The organism is Pyxidicoccus sp. MSG2, from assembly GCF_026626705.1.
Taxonomy (GTDB): domain Bacteria; phylum Myxococcota; class Myxococcia; order Myxococcales; family Myxococcaceae; genus Myxococcus.
Map to the genome: position 1 here is coordinate 7342716 of NZ_JAPNKC010000001.1, position 13922 is coordinate 7356637.

At 71.1% G+C, this 13922-nt stretch carries 11 protein-coding genes; 8 read left to right on the forward strand and 3 right to left on the reverse strand.

Features of this window, described 5'->3' with window-relative positions:
- The first annotated feature begins 34 nt into the window (after nt 1–34).
- Nucleotides 35–526: a DUF2127 domain-containing protein gene (locus OV427_RS28930; RefSeq protein ID WP_267859423.1), complete on the forward strand. Its 492-nt coding sequence runs from the start codon at nt 35–37 to the stop codon at nt 524–526.
- Nucleotide 527: 1 nt separating this feature from the next.
- Here the strand turns inward: OV427_RS28930 and OV427_RS28935 are convergent, their stop codons facing one another.
- Nucleotides 528–1298 carry a DUF1003 domain-containing protein gene (locus OV427_RS28935; protein ID WP_267859424.1) on the reverse strand — a complete coding sequence of 257 codons (771 nt, stop codon included), beginning with the start codon at nt 1296–1298 and terminating at the stop codon, nt 528–530.
- A gap of 330 nt (nt 1299–1628) precedes the next feature.
- Here OV427_RS28935 and mscL point away from each other — a divergent pair, with 330 nt between their 5' ends.
- The 3 genes from mscL (at nt 1629) to OV427_RS28950 (ending at nt 5054) form a co-directional block, all read left to right on the forward strand.
- Nucleotides 1629–2045, forward strand: a complete 417-nt coding sequence (mscL, locus tag OV427_RS28940) for a large conductance mechanosensitive channel protein MscL (RefSeq protein ID WP_267859425.1) — start codon at nt 1629–1631, stop codon at nt 2043–2045.
- 92 nt (nt 2046–2137) lie between these two features.
- Nucleotides 2138–2758 carry a DedA family protein gene (locus OV427_RS28945; protein WP_267859426.1) on the forward strand — a complete coding sequence of 207 codons (621 nt, stop codon included), beginning with the start codon at nt 2138–2140 and terminating at the stop codon, nt 2756–2758.
- Nucleotides 2759–2870: 112 nt separating this feature from the next.
- Nucleotides 2871–5054, forward strand: coding sequence for a hypothetical protein (locus OV427_RS28950; protein ID WP_267863494.1), 2184 nt, complete (start codon nt 2871–2873; stop codon nt 5052–5054).
- 1 nt (nt 5055) lies between these two features.
- On the opposite strand, the gene OV427_RS28955 is transcribed toward OV427_RS28950, so the two are convergent.
- Nucleotides 5056–8202 (reverse strand): ABC transporter substrate-binding protein, encoded by a 3147-nt coding sequence (locus OV427_RS28955; RefSeq protein WP_267859427.1) that lies wholly within the window; start codon nt 8200–8202, stop codon nt 5056–5058.
- Between the two features lie 102 nt (nt 8203–8304).
- Between OV427_RS28955 and OV427_RS28960 the strand changes: the two genes are divergently transcribed.
- Nucleotides 8305–9342: a lasso peptide biosynthesis protein gene (locus tag OV427_RS28960; RefSeq protein WP_267859428.1), complete on the forward strand. Its 1038-nt coding sequence runs from the start codon at nt 8305–8307 to the stop codon at nt 9340–9342.
- A gap of 12 nt (nt 9343–9354) precedes the next feature.
- On the opposite strand, the gene OV427_RS28965 is transcribed toward OV427_RS28960, so the two are convergent.
- A complete protein-coding gene (locus OV427_RS28965) occupies nt 9355–10380 on the reverse strand; it encodes an arginine N-succinyltransferase (protein ID WP_267859429.1) in 1026 nt (341 codons plus the stop codon).
- Between the two features lie 358 nt (nt 10381–10738).
- Here OV427_RS28965 and OV427_RS28970 point away from each other — a divergent pair, with 358 nt between their 5' ends.
- The 3 genes from OV427_RS28970 (at nt 10739) to OV427_RS28980 (ending at nt 13855) form a co-directional block, all read left to right on the forward strand.
- Nucleotides 10739–11707 carry a heparin lyase I family protein gene (locus tag OV427_RS28970; RefSeq protein ID WP_267859430.1) on the forward strand — a complete coding sequence of 323 codons (969 nt, stop codon included), beginning with the start codon at nt 10739–10741 and terminating at the stop codon, nt 11705–11707.
- Between the two features lie 222 nt (nt 11708–11929).
- A complete protein-coding gene (locus OV427_RS28975; protein ID WP_267859431.1) occupies nt 11930–12280 on the forward strand; it encodes a DUF2019 domain-containing protein in 351 nt (116 codons plus the stop codon).
- A gap of 51 nt (nt 12281–12331) precedes the next feature.
- A complete protein-coding gene (locus tag OV427_RS28980) occupies nt 12332–13855 on the forward strand; it encodes a pyridoxal-dependent decarboxylase (protein WP_267859432.1) in 1524 nt (507 codons plus the stop codon).
- The last annotated feature ends 67 nt before the right edge of the window (nt 13856–13922 follow it).

Sequence of the window (13922 nt, forward strand, 5' to 3'; positions counted from 1 at the left end):
TCCGGGGAGTGCCGCGCGGAGAATGCTGCGCCCCATGTTCGCGCCATCCACACCGGAGGCCCCTGCGAAGCCCGTCGGGCTCCGGCTCATCATCGCGTACAAGGTCGTCAAATCGGCGCTGGTGCTGGGGGTGGCGGTGCTGCTGACGCTCGCTCCTGAGACGGCGGGCGCCTTCACCGAGCACCTCATCCACGCGCTCACCGAGCGCGGGGCCCTGCTTCATCGCATCGGAGAGTGGCTTCGCTCCCACGGTGCGGCGACGCTCGTGACCGATGCCCGGACGGTGGCGTGGGTGGACGGCGTGTCGACGGCCATCGAGGGTGCGCTGCTCATCTCCGGCAGTGCGTGGGGCGAGTGGGTGGTCGTCGGAAGCCTGGCCCTGCTCATCCCCGCCGAGCTCGTCTCCCTGGAGCACCGCTTCTCGGTCGCGAAGGTGGTCGTCATCGTCGTCAACGTGGCCATCGTCGCCTACCTGGTGCACCTGCGGCTCCGGGCCCGGCGTGGCGTGCCCCGCGCATCCCCGTGAGTCAGCGTTGCGGCTCCGGCGGACGCTCGTGGCCGAGCCGCTCGGTGAGCAGCTCCAGTTGGAGCTGCTGGAGCTCCAGCATGCGCTCCCACTGCATGTGCATCAGGTGGTCGAGTTTCTCGTGGAGCGTGGCCACTTCGAGCTCGGCCTTGAGGTTGACGCGATAGTCCTGGTCCGCCTGTCGCCTGTCGCGGAGGGCCTGGCGGTTCTGCGACATCATGATGATGGGCGCCTGCAGCGCCGCCACGCAGGAGAGGACGAGGTTGAGGAGGATGAAGGGGTAGGGGTCGAAGGCGCGCGCTCCGAGCCAGCCCGAGTTGAGCAGGACCCAGCACAGGAGCAAGAAGAGGCCGCCCAGCACGAAGCTCCAGGAGCCGCCGACGCGGGCCACCGCGTCCGCCGCGCGCTGACCGAGGGTGAGGTTGCGTGAGAACTCGAGCTCGAGGTCCTCGGCGACCGTGGAGTGGATGGCCGCGCGCCGCGCCACGTCCGCCTCCACGGCGGTGAGCTGGCCGCGCTCTTCTTCGAGGCGAGCGGTGACGAGGGCGAGGCGCTCGGTGTCGCGGCAGCCGCGGCAGATGAGGGCGCTGGGTGCGGCGGCGTCCGGATGGCGCTGGATGATGAAGCGGGACAGCTCGGCGCGGAGGGCATCCAGGCGCATGCGCTCGCTGGACGGGCGCTCACCGTGACAGACGCTGCACGTGAAGGTGGGCGGGTGATGGGGCCCGTGGTGGTGATGTCCCGCGTGCCCGCCTCCGGTGCTCGTCGTCATGTGGATGCCTCCCGCCGAGCGGAGGTGTCACGGAGGGCCGCCCACCCTGTTCCACCACTGTGCCACCGCGAAGGTGTCTGGGGGAGCGCGCGCTTGCTGCGCGTGGGCGCGGCGGAGCCGGAGGTGTGCGGCGGCGCGCACCTGTTACCTCGGCGCGAGGGGCTCCGTGCATCACCTTGGAGCGTGGAGCCGAAATCGCCCTGACCACCACGTGACACCCGCCCCGGAGGGAGGGCACTCCCGCTTCGTGCCGCCGGATAGGGTGCCCGCGAGGAAGCCGGGCCGTCGGCCATCGCCGGCGGTGCGCGGGCTTCCCGGGAGGGGCCTTCCGTGTCCGTGCTCTCGGAGTTCAAGGCGTTTGCGCTGAAGGGCAACGTGGTGGACCTGGCGGTGGCAGTGGTCATCGGCAACGCGTTCACCGCCATCGTCAACGCGGTGGTGGCGGACCTGGTGATGCCGGTGGTGGGGCTGGTGCTGCCGGGCGGAGACTGGCGCAACGTCACCGTTACCCCGCTGCAACTGCGCATCGGTCACCTGCTGGGCGCCCTGCTCGACTTCTTCATCATCGCGATGGTGCTGTTCCTCGTGGTGGTGAAGGTGGGCTCGCTGTGGCGCCGCAAGGAGCAGGCGCCTCCGCCGCCCACGACGAAGGTGTGCCCGGAGTGCCGGGAGACCATTCCCCTGGACGCTCGGCGCTGCCGGGCCTGTACTTCCATGCTGGAGCCCCTGGCGTCCGGCCGAGCCTGACGCTGTTCACCGCTGGCAGGCTCGGCGTGGATGTCGCTTTCCCTTCAGGCCCTCCGGCCTTAAGTCTGGGTCCCCGGAGGTCTCACGCGCGGATGGTGGAATTCATCGACCAGCTCATCACCTCGCTGGGGCCCCTGGGGCTGCTGGTGCTGGGCGTGGCGGCGGCGCTGGAGTACATCGTTCCTCCCTTTCCCGGGGACACGATTACCCTCCTGGGGGGCGTGTACGCGGTGCGCGGCACGCAGCCGTGGCCGCTCGTCTTCCTGGTGGTGACGGCGGGCAGCGTGCTGGGCGCGGCCATCAACTACTGGGTGGGCCACTGGCTGGCGAAGCGCTTCGACGCCCACCCCGGGAAGAGCTACTTCGGCATCACCCACGCGCGGCTGGAGCAGGTGCAGGCGCGGATGCGGCGCAACGGGCCGTGGCTGTTGCTGGCCAACCGTTTCCTGCCCGGCATTCGCGGGCTCATCTTCGTCGCTGCGGGGGCCGCGCAGATGCCCCGCTTCAACGCGATGCTGCTGGGCACCCTGTCCGCCATGGCCCACACCGGGCTGGTGCTGGCGCTGGGGGCGGCGGTGGGCGGCAACCTGGAGCGACTGGCGGCGCTCGTCACCCGCTACCAGTACGCGGTGGTGGGGCTCGTGGTGGTGGGTGTGGTGGGAGTGCTGGTGCGCATGTTGGCCCGGAAACGTGCTCCCGCGCCGGAGCCCTGAGTCCGGGGCGCGACGGGACAGCGGGTCGGGATTGCGTGCCCCCGGCGGGCGCGCTTGAGTCGGGCCCATGGTCTTCCGCGCCCGCCCCTGGAGTCCGCTGCTCTTGGCATTCGTGGTGGTCGTCATCGGCGGCTGCCGGTGCGGCGACCCGGGCCTGGAAGGCACGCGCCAGGGCTTCCGTCCGCAGGAGGAGTCCGTGGACTTCGGCCGGGTGCTGGAGGGCGAGCAGGCGCGCCGGCAGGTGACGCTGCAGGCCACCGGCCGTGCGAGCATCACGGTGACGGCCTCCGCGGGCGCCCCCTTCTCGGTGCCGACGTCGGAGGTGACGGTGCCGGGCAGCGGCACGGCCACGGTGGAGGTGGTGTTCACCGCGGGCAACGGAGTTGCGGAAGGCTCACTGGTGCTGGAGGGCAGCGGTGACACGGAGACCGTCCGCCTCACCGCCACGGGGGTGCGGCCCAAGCCCTGTCCCGCCGCGCAGTGCCTCCAGGCGCGCTTCGACGTGGAGTCCGGCGAGTGCGTGGAGTCGCCCCAGCCGGACGGAGCCACCTGCATCCCGGAGAGCCGCTGCCAGGAGAACGGCCGCTGCGAGGCCGGCGCGTGCGTGGGCAGCCAGCGCTCGTGCAATGACGACAACCCGTGCACGGTGGACTCGTGCTCGCTCACGCAAGGGTGCGTGACGGAGCGTGTGGCGTGTCCCGTGCCGAGCAACCCCTGCAAGGTAGGCCTGTGCGACCGTGATGACGGCTGCACGGAGGTGGATGCCGAGGACTTCATTCCCTGCGGCCCGTTGGACTGCAAGAACGCCAATGTCTGCATTGGTGGCAGTTGCACGAAGGTGCCCACGCCGGACGGCACCGTCTGCGCGCCCGCCACCGCCTGCCGGGATGAGGGCACGTGCCAGGATGGCGAGTGCGAGCTTCCGGATGCGGGCGAGCTCGAGTACGCGAGCCGGCAGCAGCTCGGCGGTGAGCCGGTGAGCGAGCCTGGCGGGCCCGTGCTGCTCGTGCAGGACGGTGCGCTGTTCACCTCGCTGTGCGGTGGGGATGCGGGCTGCCGGCTCGTCTCCTTCACGGCCAATGGGCTGCTGCGCTTCGAGTCTCCCTACCCGGATGGAGGTGCCCGCACGCTGGTGGCCACCTCGGACGCGGGCGTGGTGGTGCTGGGCTCGGAGGGGCTGGAGGTCTACGCCCCGGTGGGGGATGGCGAGCGGCTGTGGGAGGCGTCGTGGGCGTCGATGGGCCCGCCCTCTGCTCTGGATGCGGGGACGTGGCATGGCGGGACGGGCGCGGGGCGCGTGGCGCTCACGGCCGAGGGAGACGTGCTCGCGTACGTGGACTGGCGGCCGGAGGTGGATGCAGGTGTCGATGGAGGCGACGGCGGTGTGGTGCCGCTGCCCCCGCCAGAGGCCGCGCGGCTGGTGTGGCTGGCCGGGCGCGAGGACGCGGGCACGCTGCTGCGCGCATCGCCCGTGGAGGCCTGGCCCGGTGAGGCACGGCTCGCCCTGGATGTGACGGGCGCGGCCTTTCTCTACTCGGTGGACGGGCGCCTGGCGCGCGCGGACGTCGAGCCGGACGGTGGCACGGCGCTGTGGCTGTCCCCGCTCGTGGATGGCGGTGTGCCGGATGGTGGCGCGTCGCTGGCGGTGGCGGATGGGACGCTGCTGGTGGGCGCGCGGGCCTTCGTGCACCTGGAGGCTGAAGACGGCGGCGCGACGGGGATGATGGAGCCCCGCGCCTCACTCCTCGCGGATGGTGGCGCTCCGGTGCTGGTGGACTGGGACGGTGGGACTCGCACGCTGGTGCCGCTGGCGGAGCCGGCGCTGTTGTCCGTGGCGGGTACGCCCGGCTATCTCTTCGCCCGCGCATGCAACCGCACGGACGGTGTCCCCTGCACACCCGAGGAGGAGCGCGTGGTGCTGCGCGCGGTGGACCCGGCCACGGGGAAGCTGGAGTGGGAGGTGGACGCGCTTCCGGACGAAGCCCTGCCGGGCACGCTGCACGACGCGACGCTCGTGAATGGCGGCGCGGTGGGCGTGCTCGCGGCCGCGGAGCAGGCGGACGGGCCTCGCGTCTGGTACCAGCTCTTCGCGCGCGGGGAGCGGCTGGGCATGTGCCCGCTACCCGGAAGGCCGCATGTGGCAGGCGCGGCCTTCGTGGGCGGCCTGCTGCACGTCGTGGTGGAACGCCAGGGCGCGTGGCTCCTGGAGTCGTACGCGGTGGACGGGAGCGCGGAGACGCAGGGCTGGCCTCAGCGGCACGGTGGCGCGGACGGGGCGCGGCGCGAGGCGCGGTGATTCAGGAGGCCGCGCCCGGGTCCACCCAGAGGTCCTCGAAGCGCACCTGCGGCGGCGTCTGGTGCAGCCGCAGGCCCTGCACGGTGGGCATGGCCGCCGCGTGGATGCGCTCGTGGTACAGCGGGATGAGCGGACAGTCCTCGTGGAAGAGCTTCTCCGCGCGCACGTAGAGCTGCTGGCGCAGCCCCGGGTCGATGGACACGCGCGCCTCCGACGTAATCCGGTCCAGCTCCGGGTTGCGGTAGCCCAGCGGGAAGACGGTCTGCGCGTTGGAGTTGAGGAGGAAGTAGAGGAACGTGTCCGGGTCCGGGAAGTCCGCGAGCCATCGGCTGCGGAAGGCCGGGAGCTTCCCCTCGCTTCCCCGGGCCGTGTACTCCTCCTGGGACATCCGCACGTGCCGCAGCTCCAGCAGGCCCGCCTGCACCAGCGGGCGGAAGAGCACCGCGTCCTCGGCGGCGGGGTCCTGGTCGGCGGGGTGGTGCAGGGTGAGCCGCAGCCGGCGCAGGCCCGCGTCGCGCAACAGCTGCTCCGCGAGCGCCACGTCCGGCACATGCGGTGCCCCCACGTCCGCGTCGTCCAGCAGCTCCGGTGGGGTGAGGGTGCGCGCCATGCGGGCCCCCGGGTGGAACTGGTCCACCATTCCCTGGATGTCCATGCCCGCGCGCAGGGCCCGCCGGACGCGGACGTCGTCGAATGGCGCCTCGCGCTGGTTGAGCACCACGAAGGCCGTGGAGGGCGTGGTGCTGGTGACGATTTGGAGGGACTCCAGTCCCGGCACCTCCACGTGCTCGGCGGCGAGGAAGGAGACCATGTCCAGCGCCCCCTGCCGCAGCTGCGCCACGGCCTCCTGCCGCGAGCCGGCGAGCAGGAACTCCAGCCGGTCCACCAGCGGCCCGCCGGGGCGCCAGTAGGAGGGGTTGCGCTCCAGCACGACGCGCTCCTGCTCCAGCGCCATGAGGCGGAAGGGGCCGGTGCCCACCAGCCGCCCGCTCGAGTCCACCCGGGCCACCGCCGTGGCGGTGAGGGCCATGATGTGCAGGAAGAAGGCCTTGGGCTCGCGCAGGCGGATTTCGAGCGTGCCGTCGTCGAGCGCTTCGATTCCCGACACCTCGCGCGCGAGGCCGGAGCTGTACTCGGGCGCGCCCTCCACGTCCTCCAGCAGGCTGCGGTCCGGCGAGCGCAGGGCCGGGTCCAGCAGCCGCTCCAGGTGGCGCTTCACGTCGCCCGCGGTGAGCAGCGTACCGTCGTGGAAGGTGACGCCGCGGCGCAGGTAGAAGCGGTAGCGGCGCGCGGACGGGTCCGCGTCCCAGCGCTCGGCGAGGTCCGGCTCCAGCCCGCCGTCCTCCAGCCGCAGGAGGCTGGAGAAGATGCACGAGGTGAGCTCGGAGACCTGGTTCTCCACGGTGAAGAGCGGGTCCACCGCCTGCCGGTTGCGCAGCGACGCCGCCTGGTGCAGCCCCACGCGCAGCGTGCCGCCGGCGCGCGGCGTGGGCAGCTTGAAGCGGAACACCTCCGTCTCCAGGCCCACGGCCTCGTGGCCCAACTGGTCCACCGTGCGCGTCAGCCCGTCGCCAATGCGGATGACGCGGCGTGCGTCCTCGCGCACCTGCGCCACCTCCTCGCGGATGGAGACATCGCCCTTGGTGAGCACCACGTTGGCGGAGCGCAGCTCTTCGATGGCCGCGCTCAGCCGCACCACGGACTCGGACAGGTCACGGCCGGTGCGCGCCTGGGCCTCGGCCTTCTGCGAGGCGCTCTGCCCCACGCGCGCCATCTCGTGTGTCTGGCGCACCAGCTCGCGGGCATGGCCGGACTGTTCAATCGCCATGCGCGTGACGTCCTCCACGCGCCGGGCGACGCGGCGGCTGGCCTCCACGACGGTGGTGCCCTGGGCCTCCAGCCGCTGCGTCTCGGCCACCGTGGCCTCCACGGCGGTGAAGGTGCGCTGGGTAATGGTGCGAATCTCCACCAGCGCCTCGGCGGCGCGGTCACCGAGGGCCACGCCCGTGGTGGCCTGCTCACGGCCCTCCTGCACCAGCGTCACGGCCGTCTGCACCGCGTCGCGCACGCCGGCCACCATGGCGGCGATTTCGCGCGTGGAGCGCGTGGTGCGCTCGGCGAGGTTGCGAATCTCGTTGGCGACGACGCCGAAGGGGCGCCCGTGCTCGCCGGCCTGGGCGGCGATGATGGCGGCGTTGAGGGCGAGCAGGTTCGTCTGGTCGGCGATTTCCTGGATGACGTCGACGATGCGGCCAATCTCGGTGGAGCGGTTGCCCAGCGTCCCCATCAGCTCGGCGGCCTTGCGCACCGTCTCTTCCACCCGGTACATGCCCTTGACGCTGTCGCCCACGAGCACCTCGCCGCGCTCGGCGGTGGCCGTCACGGCGATGGCGAGCTGGTTCGTGTCGTTGGCGCGGCGGCGCACGGAGTCGATGCCGCCCTCCACCGCGGCCACGAAATCCTCGGCCTCGCTGGCGAAGCGGCCCAGCTCGTCGCCGGAGGAGGCGATGTTGGCGAGCCGCTCGGCCATGGCCTGCATCAGCGCGCTGGTGTTGTGCGCGAAGCTGTTGACCTGCGTGAGCGAGTCCACCACCTGCTCCAGCCGCTCGGTCATCTCCAGCAGCGCGCCGGTGGTGTCGACGGCGAAGACCTCCAGCTGGTGCACGCGCTTGACGGCGACCTGGAGGCTGCCGCCCATGCCGCTGACGGCTTCCAGGGTGCGCTCCACGGCGCCGCCCTGACGGCGGGCGGCCTCTAGCAGCATGCGGGCCTGCTCGCTCACCTCATTGCTGGTGCGGTGGAGGTTGGCCGTCACCCGCTGCACCTGGGACAGCGCGCGGCGCAGCGACAGGATGAGGCGGCGGGTGTCCTCGTGGCCCTCGTAGCGGGAGCTGACGGTGGTGGTGAGGTCGCCCTCCGCCAGCCGCGCCATGACCTGCCGGCGCACGCGGCGCCGACGGGCCGCCCAGCGGAACCACGCGAAGTAGCCGCCGGTGAGATAGAGCGCCGGGGTGGCGACGAGGAGCACGACCCACGTCGGGTTCGGCAGCTCGTCGCCGTGAACGGCCCGTAGCAGTCCCCCCAGGACGAGCGCGGAGATGAGGCCCGCGGCCAGGCCGAAGGCGAACAGATACCGTTTGGCGCCCATGAACGGAGGCAACGCTACCCTGCCTTCTCGCGCCGGTCCTCAAAACGCCGCACACTTCGGCCCGTGGCCGCCCTGCTCGCCTTCCTGTTCCTTGCTCTCCCTGTGAAGCCCGCGAACCCTGGCGAGGTGGGCGGGTCTCCTCCCTCCCGTGAAGAGGCGCGCTTCGTCTTCGCCTGGAGGGGCGTGCCCGTGGGGACGGTGACGCTGACGCGGGAGCCGGGGCGCTTCACGTATGCGAGCCGGCACCTGCACACGCGCGACGGCCAGCCGGGCGAGCGTCGGCGCGAGGTGACGCTGGAGGTGGATGGGGCGGGGCGGGTGAGGGGCTCCGGCGCGCGAGAGGCGGGTTCGACGCGAGAGCAGGCCACGGAAGTCTTCCCCCAGGCCCTGTGGCTCTGGCGCGGCCCGCCGTCCGTGGGCTGCGTGGTGGCGCGAGAGGAGCTCTCCGGAGCCGAGGGCCCGCACTGTGTCACGCGGGTGGAGGGCTCGCGGGTGGAGGGCTCGCGGGTGGAGGGCACCCTGCTGGGCACGCCCTTCCGCGCGAGCTACTCCGCGCAGGGCCTGCTGGAGGTGCTGGACGTGGGCGACTCCCGCTTCACCGTGGCGGCGCCCGGCACGAAGCTCCGCTCACCTCCCGAGCTCTTCGCGCAGGGGCTGCCGGTGGAGGGCACGCGGGGAGCGCTGGTGCTGGAGCCTCCGCTGGAAGTCCCCTCGCGACTGGACGGCATGACGCCCTGGGAGGCAGGCGCCGCCAGAGCGCTGGCGGCGCGAGTCCACGCGGCCTTCATCGACAAGGCGCCCGGGGCCGCGGATTGGAAGGAGAATGGAGAGGGCGAGGCGGGCGGCTGTCTCGCGCATGCGCTGCGCTTCGCCGCGGGGGCGAGGGAGCGCGGCGTCACGGTGGCGCTCGTCCACGGCCTGCTGGTGGTGGACGGCGGTCCCGCGAGGCCCCACGCGTGGGTGCGCGTGGCACTGGCGAAGGGCGCAACGCTGGACCTGGACCCCACCTCGCTGGACGCCGTGAGGCCGGACACGCACCTGCCGCTCGCGCTGGAGGACGCGCGAGGGCCGGCACTGGAAGCGGGACGGCGCTGGCTGGAGTTGCTGCGCGGGGCGCACCGGGTGGTGCGCCGGCCGTGAGGTGACTGCCGGCTACTCGAAGGGGATGAGCGACAGCTTTGCCCCGGCCTCCGCGCCGAGGATTTCCTTGGCGCGAGCAGGCAGGTAGGCCACGGTGTTGTCCAGGCGGGCCTGGCAGCGCACGGAGCGGAAGCGGTTGCGGCCCGAGTCACGCTCGAAGGCGACGAGCACGTCGTCTCCCTCCATCTCGAAGTCCTCGTCGGCCAGCTTCACGGTGCGGTACTTGCGCACCAGGGAGATGTCGGCGGTGTTGGCCTCGAAGTGGGGGCCGCCGTCGAACGGGTCGATGCGCTCCACATACTTGAAGCCGACGCGCTCCAGCATGCGCTGCACGCCGCGCGTCTGGGGGCCCACCTCGCCCAGCACCTTCTGCACGCGGTCCGGGAAGAGCGACGCGTAGATGTCCGAGGAGGGGAACAGCTCCTTGATGAACTCCTTGTTCTGCCGGCTGAGGCGGTCCGCCTCCTGGTAGGTGAGGCCGGTGAACTTCTTGCCGCACGCCTCCCACAGCAGGCTGCGCCCGTCCGGCAGCAGCGGCGGGAGCAATTCCGCCAGCACGCGCGGACGGAAGATGCGCCGGTGCATGGCGATGAAGAGGAAGCGCACGTACGACAGTTGCTTGCCGGGCTTGTCCGGCGTGGCGCGGTAGGGCGGGTCCACGACGAGGCCGCCGATTTCGGTGGGGCCCTCGTAGTTGTAGGCGATGGAGAGCACCTTGTGGCGCAGGTGCCGCTCGAGGGACGCGGAGTAGTGCTCGCGCTCGCTCACCTCGTAGTAGATGTGCGGCGCCTCGTACGTCCCGTGCTGCGCGATGATCATCGACGTGCCGATGATGAGGTTGTTGCGCACGTCCTCCAGGACGAAGAGGTACTCGCGGTTGAAGGGGTTCTTCACCTTTCCCGCGAAGCTCTTCACCGACTTGTCGATGATGGCTTCGAGCGTCTCCTCGTTGTTCGGCAGGTTCACCGTGTTGAGCACGGCGGCAAGCCGTTTGAGGCCGGCCAGGTCGGTCTTCTGGACGTCACGCAGGACAAGCATGGGTGCACCGGGGACGCCCCCTTCAGAGGGGGTGCCGGAAGGGTGGGGACCATACACCACGCCTGCCGGCAGTCAGCCTCCTGGTTGCCCGCCTCGTCGACTTGCGCACTGCGTCACGCAGGCCCGCTCGCCTGGAGGGCCACGCGGAGCGCGCCAGGGTGAAACATGTTTCACAGCCTTCGAGGGCCTGTTCGGCTGTCTGCCCTGTTGTCAGGCAGGTGGGAAGGAATTGCCGGCGGAATGAAGCGCGGAATGCCTTGCGGTACGGTGTGTCACTCGTTTGCTGTCAAACTTTCTCAAGGGCACATCATTGAAAGCTCTCTTCCCCGTCTGGCTTGCGATGTGGTTGGTCCCCGGGTTGGCGTCGGCAGGAATTGTCTGGCGCGGTGACTTCGAGACGGGGGACCGCTCGCAGTACTCCGGCACGCAGATGGTGAGCGCGGACCGGCTTCAGGTGGTGACGTCTCCGGTGGCGGAAGGGAAGTACGCGCTGAAGGTGACGGTGAAGCAGGGGGATGACCCCATCAACGCCAGTGGGAATCGGAACGAGCTGGTGTACCAGGGCAAGGAGGCGGTGGGCTCGGAGTACTACTACCGCTGGAAGGTGATGTTCGCGACGGACTTCCCGAGCGTGGACACGTGGCAGCTCTTCACGCAGTGGCACCATGACGGGTGCTGCGGCTCGCCGCCGGTGGAGTTCTACGCGCGCGGCGAGGAGATTCGCATGGCGCTGAACGGCACGGGCGAGGTGCCGTGGAAGACGAAGCTGGTCCGCGGCGTGTGGCACGAGTTCATCCTGCACGCGAAGTGGGGCGCCACCGCGAACACGGGCTTTGTCGAGCTGTGGCACAACAAGGAGCTCGTGCTGTCCAAGCGCGGCGCGGTGACGATGTACTCGGGGCAGAAGAACTACCTGAAGCTGGGCCTGTATCGGAGTGACACGGTGCAGCCGGTGGGCGTCGTCTACCATGACGGGTTCGTGCAGGCGACGACGCTGGCGGATGTGATTGCGCTGGATGTTCCGCCGCCGGTGGATGCGGGGACTCCGGTCGTGGATGCGGGGACGCCGGTCGTGGATGCGGGGACGCCGGTCGTGGATGCGGGGACGCCTGCCGTGGACGCGGGCTCTCCGGAGGAGCCGGTGGAGGAGGCTCCGGAGACGGAGACGCCGCCGGGTTCGAGCGTGCCGCCTCCGGCAACGGGCATTCCGTCGGGTGAGGAGCTGAGCAGTGAGGTGGGTTGCAGCAGTGCCGGTGGCGCGCCGTTCGTGGCCTTCGCGCTGCTGGGTGTACTGGGGCTGACGCGGGCCCGGCGCCGTCGGAGCTGAGGTGGAGTGGGTCGCGCGGGTGATGGACTCGCGCGTCTTGTCGTCGAGGCGCATGGATTGTGGCCCTGGGAGGCCTGCTGCTGCCTTGACTTGAGGGACTCGTCCTTCTGGAGTGACGCGGCCCGAAGTCGGGCGCCCGCAGTGGCTCAGCAAGCAGTCCTATGAGGCGCAGCGCGATTTCGGGCTGCTTGCGATCGAGAACATCCGGAAGGGACTCTGCAGATGAAGTTGCAGGAACTCGCGGAGGAGTTCGCTCTCAACGTCGCCGCCCAGACCGAGGCCATCTGGCGAGGAGATGCCAGGACCGGGAACAAGCACGCCCGAAAGTACGGTGCCGCGGTCGACAAGCTCCTGACTCTGGGGGACACAGGACGGGATGCGCTCGCCGTGCTGCTCAAACATCCACGCATGGACGTGCGGGTCATGGCCGCGGCACATCTGCTTCGCTATTGCACCGTCGAGGCAAAGGCTGTTCTGGAGGAGGCGGCGAAGGGGGACGGCATGGTGCCATTCGAGGCCCAGCAGTGCCTGAAGCGCTGGGAAGAAGGCACCTGGGCCCTCGACCCCGAGTAGCCCGCACCCGGCGCTTGAAGCTCCGCGCCACCCATGGGAGGAACCGCGCGCATGAGCCACGACGCGCGTGACGGTGACGAAGCGGTTCCCCATCTGAGCCCGGAGGAGTTCCGGAAGCTCGGGCACAAGATGGTCGACTGGATTGCCGACTACTGGTCCCGCCTGGAGTCCTTCCCCGTCCGCTCGCAAGTCAGTCCGGGCGCAATCGCCTCGAAGCTCCCCGCGCATCCCCCGGAAGAGGGCCTGAACGGTGAGCAGGGCTGGGACGCCATCTTCCGCGACCTCGAGGATGTCGTGCTCCCGGGGCTGACGCACTGGCAGTCCCCCTCCTTCTTCGCCTACTTCCCCGCCAACGCCTCCGGCCCGGCCGTTCTCGGCGAGCTCCTCTCCGCCGGCCTCGGCGTGCAGGGCATGCTCTGGTCCACCAGTCCCGCGGCCACGGAGATGGAGACCCGGGTGCTGGACTGGCTCGCCGAGCTCATCGCCCTGCCCGCGTCCTTCCGTTCCACCTCCGCCACCGGTGGCGGCGTCATCCAGGGCACCGCCAGCGAAGCCACCCTCGTCGCCATGGTCGCCGCCCGCGAGCGCGTCCGCCGCCACGGCGCTCCCGCGGACTCCCAGTGGGTGGCGTACTCCTCCACGCAGGCCCACTCGTCCGTGCTCAAGGCCGCCATGCTCTGCGGCGTCGCCCGGGGCGCGGACGACACGGTGCACGTGCGCCAGATTGAAACCGATGCCCACCAGGCCCTCCGCCCCGAGGTGCTGGAGCGCGCCATCCGCGAGGACCTGGCCGCCGGCCGCCGCCCCTTCTTCGTCTGCGCGAGCCTGGGTACTACGTCCTCCGGCGCTTTCGACCCCGTGCGCGCCGTGAGCGCCGTCATGGAACGCACGGGCGTCACCGCTTCGGGCGGCTGGCTCCACGTCGACGCCGCGTGGGCGGGCGCCGCGCTCGTCTGCCCCGAGCACCGTGCGCTTTTGGACGGCGTGGAGGTGACGGACTCGTTTGCCTTCAACCCCCACAAGTGGTTGCTCACCAACTTCGACTGCAACGCCTTCTACACGCGGGACAAGCGCGCCCTGCTGGACGCGCTGAGCGTGACGCCCGAGTACCTGCGCAACACCGCGAGCGCGAGCGGCGCCGTCATCGACTACCGCGACTGGCAGGTCCCGCTCGGCCGCCGCTTCCGCGCGCTCAAGCTCTGGTTCGTGCTCCGCCACTACGGCGCTCGCGGCCTGCGTGCACACGTTCGCGGCCACATCCGCATGGCCGAGCACTTCGAGTCCTGGGTTTCCGCGGACGCCCGCTTCGAGCTCGCCGCGCCGCGCTCCCTCTCCCTCGTGTGCTTCCGCCTCAATCCCCTGGCCGGAGAGACGCCGGAAGCCACCGACACGCGCAACCGCGCCCTGTTGGAGCGGGTGAACTCCACCGGGAAGCTGTTCCTCACGCACACGGTGCTGCCGGCCGTGGGCGGCCGGCCCCCGCGCTACGTCCTGCGCATGGCCATTGGAGGCACGTACACGGAAGCGCGTCACGTGCGTGCCGCCTGGGACGCGCTCTCCGCCGCCGTGGGGTAGAGCGAACCGTACCCGGGCCCGCGCGGTCCGTCGCTGAAGGACGGCCGCGCGGGTTCACCGGAAACGT